The organism is Butyrivibrio sp. FCS006 (assembly GCF_000424525.1).
Classification (GTDB): Bacteria; Bacillota; Clostridia; order Lachnospirales; family Lachnospiraceae; genus Butyrivibrio.
On record NZ_KE384203.1, the window covers coordinates 567,342 to 583,504 of the forward strand.

Below are 16,163 nucleotides of genomic sequence, written 5' to 3' on the forward strand. Positions count from 1 at the left end.
ACCTATAAAAGTAAATAACATTTTGTTGTATAATAATTTTATATTGTGATACCAAGGAGGAAATTGTATGAGGAAATTCACTGTTAAAACAATTGTTGCAATTGCCATTGGCGCAGCTCTCTTCTTTGTTCTCGGAAGATTTGTTGCAATTCCAAGCCCGGTGCCGAACACTAACATTTCAATCCAGTACGGACTTCTGGCATTCATCGCCGCTGTATTCGGACCTCTTGCAGGTGCTCTTGCAGGACTTATCGGACACTTCTTTATCGACTTCAGCTTTGGCTGGGGCGTATGGTGGAGCTGGGTTATCGCTTCCGCAGCATTTGGCTGCCTCATGGGAATCTTCAGTAGCAAGCTCAAAGTTGACGAAGGCGAGTTCGGTGTAAAGGGAATCATCACCTTCAACGTAGCGCAGGCTATTTCTCATGCGCTTGCATGGATCGGCATTGCTCCATGTCTTGATATTCTCATGTTCCAGGAGCCTGTAAACAAGGTATTCCTTCAGGGTGTTACAGGTGCTATCATCAACATAATCACAACAGCTATCGTAGGCACACTTCTTTGCATCGCTTATTCCAAGACCATTCCGAAGAAGGGTAGCTTAAAGGAAGAAAATTGAGTAAGACTATCATTGAATTTAAAGAACTTGGATTTCAGTATAGAGCGCAGGCAAACCCTACGCTCTATAATATTAATCTGAAGATTGAAAAAGGCGAAAAGGTTCTCATCGCAGGTCCTTCCGGTTGCGGAAAGTCCACCATGGCAAACCTGATAAACGGCCTTATTCCCTTCTCCTACAAAGGCGAGATCACAGGATCTCTTCTTATCGACGGCAAAGAGTCAAGGGATATGTCACTGTTTGATATCTCCCACATCGTGGGCACGGTACTTCAGGACAGCGACGCACAGTTTGTAGGCATGACCGTTGCCGAGGATCTGGCTTTTGCCCTTGAGAACGACTGTATCGAACAGGGCGCCATGAAGGACAGGGTAAAAGAGATTGCGGATATCCTAAACCTTAAGGCAGTCCTAAGGCATGCTCCCTTCGAGCTCTCCGGCGGACAAAAACAGCGTGTATCCGTAGGCGGTGTAATGGTCAGTGACGTGGATCTTTTCCTCTTTGATGAGCCCCTTGCCAACCTTGACCCCAAGACAGGCAAACAGGCCATTGAGCTCATCGACGATCTCCAAAAGAGAACCGGAGCAGCCGTCATCATCATCGAGCACCGTATAGAAGATGTCCTCCACAGGCCCATCGACAGAGTCGTTCTGATGAATGAGGGGCGCATTGTCTCCGACACTTCTCCGGATGAACTTCTGTCCTCCAAACTCCTTGCAGACTGCGGAGTCAGGGAGCCTCTGTATCTCACCGCTCTCAAATACGCTGGGATTGAGATATCCCCTGATATTCACCCTTCTTCTCTGACAGGACTCACTCTGTCAGACGATCACAAGGAAAAGGTGAGAGATTTTTTCAATCAGAATCAGGCAAAAGAGAAGTCTTCCACCTCCGATAAACTGCTGGAGGTATCCGACTTGTCTTTTACCTATGAAAAGACAAATAAGCGGACCTTAGACGATATATCCGTCAGCATAAACAAGGGAGAAATGGTGGCCATCGTAGGCACAAACGGAGCCGGAAAATCCACCTTCTCCAAGGTCATCTGCGGTATGGAGACCCAGGACCACGGCACCATAATGTTTGACGGTCTGGATTTTGCCACTCTTTCCATAAAGGAGCGCGCCGAGCACGTGGGCTACGTAATGCAAAATCCCAATCAGATGATCTCCAACGTCATGATCTTCGATGAAGTTGCCATGGGCCTTAGGCTCAGAGGCGTTCCGGAGGACGAAGTTAAGACAAGAGTAGAAAAAGCTCTCGACATCTGCGGACTTTATAAGATGCGCAACTGGCCGATTTCAGCCCTTAGCTATGGTCAGAAAAAGAGAGTTACCATCTGCTCCATTCTTGTCCTTGAGCCTGACATGATGATCCTGGACGAGCCCACAGCCGGACAGGATTACAGAAATTACACCAAGATCATGGAGTTCTTAAAGGGACTCAACGACAGGGGCATCACCATTGTCATGATCACTCACGACATGCACCTTATGCTGGAATATGCGGACAGGAGCATTGTCTTTTCAGATGGACGTATAATTGCCGATATGAGCTGCGCCGAGGTCCTGACAGACAAAGATATTGTAGACAGAGCAAGCCTTAAAGAGACAAGCCTTTATCATCTTGCAGGAAGCTGTGATATCAGTGACGGAACCGGCTTTGTCCAGAGTTTTATTTATTACGAGAGAAAGAACGTAAGAAAGCATGAATAATCTCTTTAACTATATTGAAAAAGAATCTCCGATACATGGTCTTACAGGCGCAACGAAGCTTGTGTGTCTGCTGCTCTGGAGCCTTGCTGCCATGACAACTTATGACACCAGGCTGCTTGTGGTGCTGGCAGTTCTTGGAATAGCTCTTTTCCCTGTCGGTAAGATCGGGATAAAAGACGTATCCTTCATGCTGTGGTTTACTCTTGTATTTCTGGTTCTGAACACCGTTTTGGTATATGTGTTCTCACCTCAGCATGGCACAACTGTTTACGGCACCTGTACTTATTTATTCGGACTTTCGGGACACTTTGCACCCACAGCCGAGCAGCTCTTTTTCCAGCTCAACTATATACTTAAATACTTTGCTACAATCCCCTTTGTGCTTTTGTTTGTCTGCACCACCAATCCCAGCGAATTCGCTGCTTCCCTGAATAAGATCGGAGTCAGCTACTCCGTGTCCTACTCAGTGGCACTGGCTCTTCGCTACATACCTGACATTCAGAAGCAGTATCACGAGATCAGTCAGGCTTCACAGGCAAGGGGCGTTGAGCTCAGCAAAAAGGCTTCTCTGGTAAAGCGCCTTAAATCAGCTTCCGCCATCCTTATTCCTCTTATTCTGAGCAGTATGGACAGGATCGAGATCATATCGAATGCCATGGAGCTGAGATGCTTTGGTAAAAATAAGAAAAGAACCTGGTATATGGCCCAGAAATTTAAGCCGCTGGATTATTTCTGCATCATTGTGTGTGCGCTCCTATTTGCGGCTTCTATCGCTCTTACGGCCATAAACGGAAGCAGGTTCTATAATCCCTTTATTTGAATCTGAATAATAAAATAAAAAAGGCGCTTCATGATAATTCATGAAACGCCTTTTTCGTGCGGATAACAGGACTTGAACCTGCACGGTCGCCCACTGGAACCTAAATCCAGCGCGTCTGCCAATTCCGCCATATCCGCATAAACAACAAAATCCCTACTCTCTAAAGAATAGGGATCGAATGAGACACGGGGGATTCGAACCCCCGACAACTTGATTAAAAGTCAAGTGCTCTACCACCTGAGCTAGTATCCCATATAAACAAAAATGCGGCTCAAAAAAGCTAGGAAACTGGGCCAGCCGGATTCGAACCGTCGTATGCAGCAGTCAAAGTGCTGTGCCTTACCGCTTGGCGATGGCCCATTATCAGCAGTAACTACTGTGAACTGAGGGTGGCTAGAGGGACTCGAACCCTCGGTCTCCAGAACCACAATCTGGCGCGTTAACCAACTACGCTATAGCCACCATATAAAAATGTGCCCGAAGGGATTCGAACCCCCGACCCACGGCTTAGAAGGCCGTTGCTCTATCCAGCTGAGCTACGGACACATGTGCTGTCACCTTTCGGTGAGAGCGGGTGATGGGAATCGAACCCACGTATCCAGCTTGGAAGGCTGGTGTTCTACCATTGAACTACACCCGCGTGTGTATTCAGTTGACGGCTTATCTTGGGATGCTACACTAGGCTCGAAAAAACCTCGCCAAGTGTCCACCCATGGCTCGCACTAGATTCGAAAATACCTCATCAAGTGCTCTGCTCAACTCGGGGTGACAGGATTCGAACCTGCGACCCCCTGCTCCCAAAGCAGGTGCTCTAGCCAAGCTGAGCCACACCCCGTTCTGCAAGCTTAACATCTTAAGCCGTAACGCAATAGCTATTATATAACGGTACGGAATTAGTTGTCAACACAATTTTTAAATTAAAGATATTTTATTTCGAAAGCCACGTCCCCACTGTCTTTTAGCGTGATCACAAGGTAGCTTGGACGCCTTCCTTCCTGCCTTGGATAGGATAAACTTCCGGGATTAAAGAGGTAAACTCCGTCCACATATTTTGCAACGGGTTTGTGAGTGTGGCCAAAAAATATCATGTCAGCCCCCCTGGAAATCCCCTCGGATTTAATGTTCTCCAGATCCATGGAAACCAGATAATGATGGCCGTGAGTAGCAAAGCAGTGATGCCCGCCTAGGTCGAACTCAATCTCCCTGTTGAGACTGGCAAAAAAGTCATTGTTTCCGGCGACGAAGTATACAGGACAGTTTGCTGCAAGAGCAAATTTTCCCTCCGAGCCCTCAAAATCACCACAATGAATAATGCCATCCACCGGCTCTTCTATATCCAGCACATCATAAAAATTGTTGTCATGTCCGTGAGTATCACTCACCACCAAAATCTTCTGCATTAATTACCACCGCAACTTATTTCTCAAGCTCTTTTCTAAGAAGAGCCTCTATCTCCCTGAGCGCCTTGCCCCTGTGGCTTATGGCGTTCTTTTCCTCACCTGATATCTCTGCGCTTGTCTTGCCATATTCCGGCAAAAAGAAAATAGGATCATAGCCAAAGCCGTTCTCTCCGGCGATGCTGTAAGCAATTCTTCCTTCCATCTTGCCAAGGGCATCGAGCTTTTTGCCCTCCGGAAGCGTTGCTGCTATTGCGCACACGAATCTTGCGCTCCTGTCCTCATCCTTTACTCCATCGAGCCTCTCAAGGATTATCCTGTTCTTCTCGCTGTACGGAGTATCTTTCCCCAGATATCTTGCAGAGTAAATTCCGGGTTCACCGTTTAAATAGTCTATCTCAAGTCCCGAATCATCAGCGAGGACCACAGTCTGCGCCGCCTGCTCAGGCTCTTTTTCCTGAAGGAGCTTATAAATGGCGTCTGCCTTGATCCTGGCGTTCTCGGAAAAGGTCTTGCCATCTTCCACAACATCCTCGAAAACTCCCGCCTCCTTCATGGAGAGTACCTCTGCATCTATACCCCCTAAAATCTGGCGAATCTCCCTCATTTTGTCCTTATTTCCTGTTGCAAATACAATTCTCATTCCATCACCTCAAAAGCCTCTAAAACGGCGTTATAAACGCCCTCAGCCACCTTATTCATATCAGTCTTACCGGCAGGATCTTCCGCCTCATCGCCGGTGGCAGCAATGCCGATCTTAAGCCTTGCCGACGGTATGCTTGAAGACAAAAGTAGTTCATCTTCCCCGGCCGGTACAACTCCAAACGCTTGCGCGCCGAATTCCACTGCGCAGTTTCGCTCAACTATATCAGCGAATTGTGCATTGTTAAGTCTTCTTAAGAAAAACCTGTCATTATAATAACAGGTAAGTCCTTCATCATTTCCCGAATCATCTAAGGAGAGCCCAACCAAAAGGTCCGCCTGGCAGTCCTTGACCAGCGCCATCCTCTGTTCAATGCTTACATCTTCCTCAGCCTGACTTGTGTAGTAGAACTTAATATCATTGTTCTGATCCCGGGACGCAATGTTTTTCAGCAAAAGAGCTGTCTCCAACAAGCCCTCGTCTGTATCTACCGCGACTATCCTGTCATACTTCTCAGAAGGCCTCAAAAACTTAACCTCAATGGTACTCGATTCCGTCAAAGTACTTTCATTGGCATACAGATTATCAAGGTCAAAATCCAGACACACGCTGCCCGTGTCGTTCTGCGCAACGCATACAGCATCCTCAATGATATCAAGGTCTGTCACGATGGCATTATCCTTATAAAAGCCCTCTTCTCTGCTGTCGATATAGATCCTCAGCTGATGGTCCAAATATCTGTCTTCCAGCACGATGTTGTCGGAGCTGACGCTCTTTGGAAGAGGAATTATCAGGACATCGCTTTTGCCCTGCGGAACATTTTTATCAACCAAAAGTGTATATGCATTTTCAGAACTGCCCCTCTCAAGCTGTACTCCGGCGGCATCTGTGATCATGATGTGCTTGGTCGCCGATCTGTAGAGCATCAGAGAAATGGAGACAATTGCAAAAACCGATGCCTTGATGGCAACTTTTTTCATTTCCTTGTTAGTCATGCCTCTGTATTTCTCCTGGGAGGTTTGGGACCCATATACTGATAAAAATAGGTCTTTAGCATTCCGTTGTATATCTTTCTGTTCTTATCCGCTTTTCTGCCGATGTACTTCTCAGCAGTTTCAAACCCTGTGATCAGGTACATGGACCAGGAATCAAGAGCTCTGTATCTCTCTCCTATGGTCTTGTACAGCTCAGGAAGCAGCTTGTTGTCACCGATTCTCTCACCGTAGGGCGGATTAGTGATGATAAAGCCGTATTTCTTCCTGTGGCTAAGATCTGCTATGTCCCTGGCCTGGAAGTGGATCATATTCTCCACGCCGGCCTTTTTTGCATTTATTCTGGCAATCTCGATCATCTCAGGATCGATATCGTAGCCCTGAATGTCCGTCTCTACATCTGTCAGGATTTCATCCCTTGCTTCGTCTCTGACATCAATCCAATTCTGCTTGTCTATGATGTGTGTCCAGCTCTCTGCTGTGAAATTCCTGTTCATGCCCGGAGCGATATTGGCAGCCATCATGGCAGCCTCGATCGGAATGGTTCCACTTCCGCAAAAAGGATCCACCAGTATCCTGTCTCCTCTCCAAGGCGTAAGCATAATAAGCGCCGCAGCCAGATTCTCAGCGATAGGCGCCTTGGATTCAAGCTTTCTGTAGCCGCGCTTATGAAGAGAATCTCCGGTGGTATCAAGCGCCACGGTAACCTCATCCTTCATAAGGAATACCCTTACCGGGAAGTCGTCTCCGTTTTCATCAAACCAGTCTGTGTGATAGCTCCCCTTCATCCTCTCCACCATAGCTTTCTTCATGATGGACTGTATATCTGATGGGGAAAAGAGCTTGCTCTTCACACTACTTGCCTTCTTAACCCAGAATCTTCCGTTCTTTGGAATAAACTCTTCCCATGGAAGTGCCTTGGTGCCCTGGAACAGCTCCTCAAAGCTCTCAGCATGAAAACTTCCAACCTTGATAAGGATCCTCTCTGCTGTCCTAAGACCGATATTGGCACGACAAACAGCGTCCGGATCTCCTGCAAAGGTAACTCGGCCGTCTGCAACCTCTGTGATATCGTATCCCAGATCAATTATTTCTTTTTTAAGTACTGCCTCCAGGCCAAAATGGCATGGGGCTATCAGTTCAAATTTCATCATAATAACTGATTATAGCATACCTTTTGTGTATAGCGAAACAGCCCCGGACGGGTTATTCCGAGGCTGTTTCTGAAAGTATTATGAAAGGTGTGCAGTAAATGCAAAACCGCATTACTTAATGATATGAAGGATTGCAAGGAGCTTTGCTAAAAATCCTGTCTTGATGGCAATAGCAACTGCTGCAATTACAAGAACTGCTGCCCCTGCGATTGGAAGTACAGGTGATACAGGTTTATTCTGTGAATCAGGTGTATCTGTTGTAGGAGTCTGTTCATCAGTAATTGTCTGCTGACCATCAGTACCGCCTGTGGTGTTATCTACAGTCTGGTTGTCTCCGCTACCGGTATTTCCGGTATTGTCTGTATTTCCGGCATTTCCGGTGTTGTCGCCGGTTGTTGTCTCTGTAGATGTTCCTGTACCGTTTTCTGATGAATCACCGGTTGTTGTTCCTGTACCTGTTGATCCTCCAGTTGTTGTTCCTGTTGATCCACCGGTTGTTGTTCCTGTGCCGGTTCCTGTTGAGCCACCGGTTGTGGAACCTGTTGTTGATCCGGATGTTGAGCCACTTCCTGAAGCGCTTCCGGTGCTGCCTGATCCACTGGTGCTGCTTGAGCTTCCTGAATCACTGCTGCCGGAATCACTGCTGCCTGACTCACTTGAAGAGCTTCCTGAGCTACTTGAAGATCCGCTTCCTGAGCTTGATCCGCTGCCTGATCCTGAAGAACTTCCTGAACCTGAGCTTGAGCTTCCCGGCTCTTCATCTTCCTGATTCTCTTTATCCTTCTCAGCAGCCTCAGATGAGCCGTTAATGTCTCTCTCATACTGAATTGCTTCGTAGTCACCGCCGAGGTCAGCCACAATGTCTTTTGCATCAAGACCTGCACTTGCAAGGGCTGCAATACCTGTCTCGGAGAGTTTCATGAAGTCGCCAAGATCAATTGAACCGTCTGCATTCCTAAGTCTCTCAGCAACCGCAATAGGATTCTGTGCATCAGCCTTAGGTGCTGAAAGTGATACGAACCAGTCATCTGTTACAGTAAGACCGTCCTTATTTGAGGACTTTCCATCCTGCCAGAAGAAGTTAAGTGTTCCATAGATGTTGTTTGTATCCTGTGTTCCCTTAGGCTTGATGTTCTCGCTTGTTCCGGTGTTCTCTGTCCTGTAGGACATTACTCCGTCCACATAGTAGTTGGTATTAGCTGTGTCGTTTGTATAAAGAGCCACGTTGTTTGATCCGTTGTTGAAGGATGTTGAGTTGTAAACCTGAATATCAGGGCCTGAGTTGGAATCAATACCCTTAGCCTTGTTGCACCATGCAACAGAGTTAATGAGCTTGTGGTTGCCGGCAATGCTTGAACCACCCATCTTGAATCCGTTACCGTTTCCTTCATTTGTTCCGTCAACGCCATATCCGTTATCAAATGCCACGCAGTTCTGGATTGTAACCTGACCGATTGAGCCTGTCTCTACCTTTGCAAAGAGATCCCAACCATCATCAGCGTTGTTGTAGGCAATACATCCATCAAATACGATACCTTCGCCACATGTAAGCTTGGCAGCAAATCCGTCTGCATCCTCATAGCCTGCATCTGCATTGCTGTAAGATGTGCAGTTGAGGATTAGGTCGTATGAAGGCCAGAGGTCTCTGCTATCTGATGAGAGATATCTGCTTACCTGGATACCTGTGTTTCCGTTCTCGTATGTACGGATATTGTTAAGAGTAATATGACTTCCGGATACCTGAATACCTTTTTGTCCATTGGCTGACTTGGTGCAATCAATTCCACTAATGTACCAGTAATTACCTGCAAGAATGAATCCTGCACATTTTGTTCCAAAGTCGAAGATTGCTCTTCCGCCATCAGTAACCATATTGATTGGCTTATCAGGTGTTCCGTCAATTCCTCTGTCAATTGTAACTGTCTTTGTCAGATTATAAGTTCCGCTTGCAAGGAAAATTGTCTGACCGGGCTGTACATACTTAACAGCTGTATAGATATCTACAGGGTCAGCCTGTGTTCCTCTTGCATCTGACTTACCGTTTTGTGATACATAAACCTTTTCATCGCTATTGATGGTTGCATATCTTACAGTGTGTGTGAACTCAGCCATCTCATAAGATGAAAGTTTCTTGTACTCATCGTTTTCAGGGTTAAAGAACTCGTCAGGGATGAACTTTATTGTAAATTTGTTATCGCCCTTAACAAGCTTTGTTGTAACGCTTACAACTTCGCTCTCCTTAACTTCCTTGGCACTTACAAGCTCTTTTCCTGATGCATCGGTAATTGTAAGTACACCGTCAGCGTTTCCTGTGTACTGAAGCTCATATTTAGCTGTATTTGAATATGTAGCTGAGATTATCTTGTAGCTCGGTACTACATATTCAATTTCTCTCTCCTCTGCAGGAGCATCGTCTGCAGGATCTGTAAGCACAAGTTCAATATCACTGAAGGTTGCCTTCGCTGCTCTTGATGCAAATACTCCGATATATACATTGTTCTCATCAAGATTTGAAAGAGCCTCTGTATCATAGAACTTCTTTGTAGCAATAACATTGTCATTGCCATCAAGGTAGCTTACAAAGTATCCTGTATTGTTCTTCTGAATACGAAGCCTTACTGTTGTAAGAGGATTCTCAACTGTTCCGGGAACTGCTGCAGTAGCATTTCCAAAGAGGTTATATGTTCCGGCTCCGTTTGCACCGCATGAGCTCTCGAGAGGATACATCTTGGATGAGAACTCTCCGGTAACAGTTGCTGTATCGTTCGCCTCTAAGCGAGCGAGGTTTTCTTTTGTAACACCTACTTTCTGCTGAGCGCCAAGTCCATCTTTCATTGTGATCTTAGCTTTTGTGTCATCTTCAGTAGCTTCGCCCTTTTCAGTGTCATAGAAATACTCAACCTTTGTTCCGGATGCCATGTAGGAGTTATTCCAGAATACGCTGCTATCTCCGTTTACACCGACTCTGTCTGCAGCCATGATACCGAAGCCTTCCTGTCCGTTTGTAAATGTCCAGGAATCAATGGTTGCTGTTGCAGTAAAGGTAAAGTTCATATCAGAAGGAACTGATGTATAGTAGTAGCAAAGTCCGTCTGTACTTGCAGGAACCAGCTTGCCCTTACTTCCTGTATTCCAAACAGTTATTGTTCCGTCTTCATTTTCTGTGTATCCACAGTTGCTTCCTGTAGAAACGCCCTGTCCAAAGGCTGAGAATACCCACTCACGCTCAGACTCTGCCGTAACAACTTTCTCTACGGTTGTTGTCTTGGATGTATCTGTTACTGCCTTTCCGTCTTCTTCTCTGTCTCTTGTTGCAGTAAGTGAAATCTCATAGGTATCACCAACATCAAGTCCAACAAAAGTATATGAATACTCAGTCTTAACGTTATCCACAACCTCGCTTGGCTTGTATGTATCTCTTGAAGATTTACTATCTGCGTTTGTCTTATTTGTTGCAACGATTGTATAACTTGTTGCCTCTGCTACAGAGTAGAACTTAACCTGCAGCGTGCCTTCTCCTTTATTGACAACACTCTTAAATGCCGGAGCTGTCAGAGGATAAACAAAACTGATCTTTTCATCATTGCTTGTCTTTATTGTCTCCTCATCATCTCTTAAAAGAGCTGCAACAAAATGGTAGTCTCCTGATTTTGTAGGAGCAAACGTAAATTCAAACTCATCCTTTTCAGCTGAAGATCTAAGTGTTGTAACTATCTGATCATCTGAATCAAGGCAGTCGAGTTCAAGCTTATCTCCTCCGTCTGTGCCAATAACCGCCTTAACGGTAATAACTATCTTACCCTCATCTTCTGTATCAAGAGCAACACTCTCAATAACAGGAGCTGCAACGCTGCTCCAGTCAGCCTTTACTACCTCTGTAGGAGCTCCGTCCGTAACCTTAACCTTGAAAATGTAGTTGTTGTTTGTAGCGCCGCCAAGGTAATAAGTTCCGGCGTCAGAGAGCTTAAATGACGAATAGTAAGGAGAATTCTTGGTATATGTACCCTCTGTTATGGCAACTGTTTCTCCTGCTGAATTAAGGATTGCCATCTGGCGGTTGTCATCTCCGCCTTCTACCCACCAAACTTCTACTGTAGCTTCTGAAGAAGTGGTGAACTTTATAGAGTTCATATCTGTGGTAGCCTTGCCACCAAGATTAAATCTCACACCTGAAGCATAGCCATCTTCCCAGGTCTTTGAGCTTGTATCAACCTTTGACTTTGCGCTGAAGATAACTGAGAAGTAATCGTCTGTTCCACCCTTTACTTCCTCGCCATCAGCCTTTGCACCTGCTGCAAAAGTATCAAATGAAGATGCTTCAATTACATATTCTACAGGCTCTGCTACCGTATCTTCTTCTACTTCAATCTTGAATATGTAGTTGTTTCCGACAACACCACCAAGGAAGTATGTTCCGGCTGCATCAACCTTAAGTGTTGAAATGTATGGTGCATTCTTAACTGCTGCTTCTTCAGTAGTCGCAACCGCCTCTCCGGATCCGTTAAGTATTGTCATCTGGCGACCGGCATCTCCGCATGCCCACCAAACCTTAACAGTTGCGGAATTGGATGTTGTAAACTTAACCGCATTCTTCTCGGTAGATGCTACTCCGCCAAAGTTAACCCTCTGAGCGGATGTATAATCGTCTTCCCATGTCTTGGAACTTGAATCAACCTTACTCTTTGCACTGTAGATAAGAGTGAAATAACCCTCGGTTCCGGCTGTCTCAGTCTCTCCGTCTGCCTTAGCACCTGCTGCAAAAGCAGTAAGAGCAGATGACTCAAACACAAACTTTGAAGTTGTGGAAGCAACCGGCTCATCCTCTGCTACAGGAACCTCTCCTGTTGATCCATCAGGGAAGGTGATCGTCATGTCTTTTCCTTCAAATGGATTGAAATCTCCAAGGAAAGCTTCTGTGCTGATCACAGTGCCATCTGCGCAAACAGCTTCTTTAGGCTGCTGCGCCCATGTAACACGCTCTACCGCGTTGTTCTCGCCTGATACTTCATAGGTGCCGTACTCAACATTTCTTGCTGACTCTCCGGTAAGAGATGCATTCCATCCTGCCGGCTGGATCAGTGAAACTGTAGAGTCTGCATCATATGTATATGTCTTGCCATCTGAACCAAGTTTCCAGTTTGTAGCCTCAACAACAGTATCAAAGAATACTACTTCTGATGTGTTTGCTGCCCAAGGCCTTCCGAAGAATCCGGGCTTTGAAGCATACTTGGATGCTGTGTTAACACCGGGCTCTGTGCTCTTAACAGTACAGTTGTACATCAGGTATCCACGCGCTGATGCTGATCCCTGCTGTGCTGCTGTTATGTAAGAAACATCATTCTTGTCTTCACTGGTGTTCATAACAAGGTCGCACTTAGCAAATACTGCTGTCATACCACCAAAGATAAAATCTGTTCCGCCGTATACATCGCAGTCATAGAAACCTGCTGTTGTGCCTACCGCGCCGTAAAGTGTATCCTGTCGTCCGATGAATGCACAGTTATCAAAGAAAGCTTCTTTTGCAGAACTTGTCATAGCAAGAGCTGCAGCTCTCTCAACGTACTTCTTGTCCTGAACGGTCACGTCACCTGCTGCCATAGATGAACGGGCAACAGATCCCTCTTTTGCACCGCTCTGAGGAACGATAACGTCCTCTGCTGCCTTCTCAGACATATACTGGTTGAAAGAGTTCTCGAAGATAATGCCTTCTGCCTCAAATCCTTCAGCACTTACTATAACTGAAGCGTTCCAGTAGCTTCCTGCTGTTGTGCCTGATCCGGGATTTTCGAATGAAGCATATCCGTTAGCCTTGTTAACTGCCAGCAGTTCCTCATCGTACTTGCAGTCACTACCCATACTGTAATATGTGTATCCATGTCCGTAGTACCAGGTAATACGAACTGCGTTAGGATCAATGCCAACACCCTGATCTGTAAGAGCAATGCTGGGTGCAGAGCTTGCATTCTTAAGAGTCACATTAGGAACATCGACAACCAGCATCTCTTCATAGTTGCCGGGTTCAATGCTGATGGTAACTCTCTTGCCATCTCTGTCCATGAGCCTTACAGCTTCAAGAGCTTCGCCGATGGTTGCAAAGTCAGCATCATCTGATGCACCAACCTTTAGCTCTGACTTGTACTCTGTCTGATATACAGTAGCAATCTTGGTTATATAAGAAGTTCCAAGAACTGTTATGTCAAAAGAGCCTTCGCCACCCTTATAGTCATACTCAAATGTATCATTTTGACTTGTGGATCCGGTTTTAACATTTACAGAACTCTCATTCTCATTTTCAAAATAATAAGAATACTGATAATTGCCGGTTACCTGGATCTTGCAATCTCCCTTTACAGGAACAGAAATTGTTCCCGCGCCTGAATAGAGGTAAGTCGCATTGTGTGATTTTCCGTTTGTCCAGGAAAGGCCGTTGTATGTGCCTGATGTAGCGTTTGCAAACTTGGCTGCAAAGGCTGCATCACTGAAGTTCCATTCAGTAATGTCTGAGGCAAAAGAAATCTCTTTTACCACATCAGAGCCGTTAACTACAAGGTCACTTGTACGCTTCTGGACAAAAGCTCCTGCGCCTGTTACTTCAACAACGTACTGTCCGTCTCTGAGTGCAATATTGTTAGTTCCTGTAAACTCATATACATAGCCGTCAGGCTCAAATCCGTTTTCTGCATCAAGTCTTGTGAATGTAAAAGTTGCATCCGCAAGATCAGCAAGTGTAGCTCCCTTAGGAGAAATTGTAACCTTGTAAACAGGCTTTGCTTCAAACTCGATATTCAGGTTGCTGTTATCCTTTGAAACAGTAAGCTCTTTTGTTACGAGGTCATAATCTTCTACAGCTGCAAAACTCTCTGTAGTGGTATCTTCCCTATCAGCAACAGCCACATCGTATGTTACGCCACTCTGAAGCTTAAGGTCATAGTAGATATCTGAACCCTCAGACTGAAGGCTGATCTTAGGTACATATACAGAATCCTCATCCTGTGGCTTAAAAGTAAACTCTGCTGCTGCAACGAAATTCTCAGCATCATCAGCTGCAATACCTGTAAGTTTACCCGAAACATTTACAAGCTCTACGCCAACAAGATCAAGATCAATGCTCTCATCACCACTGATTGATACAGTCTTGGGAGAAACGATCGCATAATCATCTGCTCCCTCAAGAGAGAGTTCATATTCAAAGCCTTCCGCAAGTGTTGCGACAAATGCTCCATTAGAAACGTCTGCCTTAACAACATTTCCGTTAGCCTTGTTTGTAAATACAACTTCTAAAGTGTCTTTTCCGTTATATCCGTTTACAGTACCTGTAAGTGTGCTGTACTGTGCATGCTCGCGGATAACCCTTGCAAGTACGAGCTTTTCTGTTGCGGAAAAGAGCTTGTACTTACCGTCACTTGATGGATAAAATACCATCTTTGAAGCAGTGCCGCTTCCAAGAGTGTGAACATAAGAAGCGTCATCAGAAGCATCATTAACATTTCTGAAATGTACTTCGGAATCTGTTCCGTTACTTGCAACAAAAGCTGTGATTGTATCATCAGCTTCGCATTCAAGAGCAACATACACGCCATCTGTGCTGCCCTTATTTGAATAAATGTAACCGCCATATACATTACCATCCTCATCCTTGAGGCTCTTAGCATCATATCTGGTCAGCTCGGTATTAGTTGTCCTGAGTCTGTGGGTTGTAGGATAACCACCATCATTAAACTCAAAATCGCCGTCATCAACAGAAAATGAAGCAATATTTACTCCAGTTGAACCTGCAGCCACATCACCATAAAATCCATTTATAGTGTCAACATCAAGTCTGTTGTTATAATCATCGCCAAGATCTTCTGCGCCGAAATCCCATACATCAGCCTTGTCAGCATCAAAGTTCCTGTCATTTTCAGTTGTATCTTCAGACACTTCGTTACCTGTATTCTCAGTAGCAACAGCTTCAAAACTAAGAACAACAGGATCCTGATCATCTGCAACATTCATCTGTTCAAAGTTAAGAGTAAGAAGCTTGTAATTATCCACTCCTGTAAGTTCAAGTGCATATGTCACAAATTTCTTCACCTTAACAGAATAGCTTCCGTCATCATTGAATGAAACTGTCTTTGTCTCAGAACCATCCTCAGGTATGCAGCTTATCACAGCATCCTTCTTAAAGCTCTCAAGGTCATCATCAGCGATTCCCTGAAGCTCAAATTTAACTTCCACAAGGTCCTCAGTTCCATCAACTGCTACAGATCCCTCATTAGCAGAATCTGTCTGGGCTTCGTTCTCAGAAGCTTCAGCGTCTGCCTTCTTTACTTCGACTTCCGAAGTCTCAGTAGTCGCAGAATCTGAAGAAGCTGCCTGGACTTCAGCATCTTTTGTCACAGATTCAGTGTCAACTTCCTCTTTAATCTCACTGAAAGTCTGCGCCTGCAAAAGAGTCTCCTCCTCCGCCAGTGTCATTCCTCCGGGCAGAGCCATCGAAACATTGGAAAACGTCAGTGCAGCAGTAAGAACTGCAGCAAAAAACTTCGCTCCGATTCCGCCCTTTCTTCTCTTTTTTGACATATTGTTCCTCCCGTTTGTTCCCCATAAAACTCTGTTTATAGTTTTTTAATAATGTAAACGCTTACATTATTTTCAGAACGTGACCTTATCTTATCATAGTCACTTTGACTAAAACAAGGGGAAAACGAAAGATTTTTTCACCATATTGACTAATTAATAAACAAAATTTCAAGATAATAATTGTGCATTTTTTAGTGTTAGCGTTTTCATGAGGGTATCAAAAAGTTAAAAGCATTTTAGATTATTTTAATAAATTCCAGT

The 16,163-nt window shown here is 45.2% G+C and carries 8 protein-coding genes and 7 tRNA genes; 3 read left to right on the forward strand and 12 right to left on the reverse strand.

From position 1 onward, the window contains the following. Positions 1-67: 67 nt before the first annotated feature. The 3 genes from G633_RS0109730 to G633_RS0109740 are packed head-to-tail and all read left to right on the forward strand — an operon-like array spanning position 68 to position 3,154. Positions 68-619 carry an ECF-type riboflavin transporter substrate-binding protein gene (locus tag G633_RS0109730; protein WP_022769628.1) on the forward strand — a complete coding sequence of 184 codons (552 nt, stop codon included), beginning with the start codon at positions 68-70 and terminating at the stop codon, positions 617-619. Continuing rightward, positions 616-2,334, forward strand: a complete 1,719-nt coding sequence (locus G633_RS0109735; RefSeq protein WP_026519787.1) for an ABC transporter ATP-binding protein — start codon at positions 616-618, stop codon at positions 2,332-2,334. The genes G633_RS0109730 and G633_RS0109735 overlap by 4 nt, the downstream gene beginning before the upstream one ends. Next, on the forward strand, positions 2,327-3,154 hold the full coding sequence (locus G633_RS0109740) for an energy-coupling factor transporter transmembrane component T family protein (RefSeq protein ID WP_026519788.1): 828 nt from the start codon (positions 2,327-2,329) through the stop codon (positions 3,152-3,154). Before G633_RS0109735 ends, G633_RS0109740 begins: the two co-directional genes overlap by 8 nt. A gap of 57 nt (positions 3,155-3,211) precedes the next feature. On the opposite strand, the gene G633_RS0109745 is transcribed toward G633_RS0109740, so the two are convergent. From G633_RS0109745 to G633_RS19305, 12 genes are all read right to left on the reverse strand, one after another. Then, positions 3,212-3,291 (reverse strand) — tRNA-Leu (locus tag G633_RS0109745). Between the two features lie 42 nt (positions 3,292-3,333). Beyond that, positions 3,334-3,406, reverse strand: a tRNA-Lys gene (locus G633_RS0109750). Positions 3,407-3,442: 36 nt separating this feature from the next. Next, positions 3,443-3,514, reverse strand: a tRNA-Gln gene (locus G633_RS0109755). Between the two features lie 28 nt (positions 3,515-3,542). Continuing rightward, positions 3,543-3,616 (reverse strand) — tRNA-His (locus G633_RS0109760). Between the two features lie 10 nt (positions 3,617-3,626). Then, positions 3,627-3,700: transfer RNA gene (locus G633_RS0109765), tRNA-Arg, on the reverse strand. 23 nt (positions 3,701-3,723) lie between these two features. Further along, a tRNA-Gly gene (locus G633_RS0109770) sits at positions 3,724-3,794 on the reverse strand. A 120-nt stretch (positions 3,795-3,914) separates the two neighbouring features. Next, a tRNA-Pro gene (locus tag G633_RS0109775) sits at positions 3,915-3,989 on the reverse strand. Positions 3,990-4,071: 82 nt separating this feature from the next. Continuing rightward, positions 4,072-4,554 carry a metallophosphoesterase gene (locus tag G633_RS0109780; RefSeq protein WP_026519789.1) on the reverse strand — a complete coding sequence of 161 codons (483 nt, stop codon included), beginning with the start codon at positions 4,552-4,554 and terminating at the stop codon, positions 4,072-4,074. Positions 4,555-4,570: 16 nt separating this feature from the next. After that, positions 4,571-5,194, reverse strand: coding sequence for an RdgB/HAM1 family non-canonical purine NTP pyrophosphatase (rdgB, locus tag G633_RS0109785; protein WP_026519790.1), 624 nt, complete (start codon positions 5,192-5,194; stop codon positions 4,571-4,573). Further along, positions 5,191-6,189: an N-acetylmuramoyl-L-alanine amidase gene (locus G633_RS0109790; protein WP_026519791.1), complete on the reverse strand. Its 999-nt coding sequence runs from the start codon at positions 6,187-6,189 to the stop codon at positions 5,191-5,193. The genes rdgB and G633_RS0109790 overlap by 4 nt, the downstream gene beginning before the upstream one ends. Beyond that, positions 6,186-7,340, reverse strand: a complete 1,155-nt coding sequence (locus tag G633_RS0109795) for a THUMP domain-containing class I SAM-dependent RNA methyltransferase (protein ID WP_022769637.1) — start codon at positions 7,338-7,340, stop codon at positions 6,186-6,188. The genes G633_RS0109790 and G633_RS0109795 overlap by 4 nt, the downstream gene beginning before the upstream one ends. A 111-nt stretch (positions 7,341-7,451) precedes the next feature. After that, on the reverse strand, positions 7,452-15,902 hold the full coding sequence (locus tag G633_RS19305) for a pectinesterase family protein (RefSeq protein ID WP_051200094.1): 8,451 nt from the start codon (positions 15,900-15,902) through the stop codon (positions 7,452-7,454). Positions 15,903-16,163: the final 261 nt, after the last annotated feature.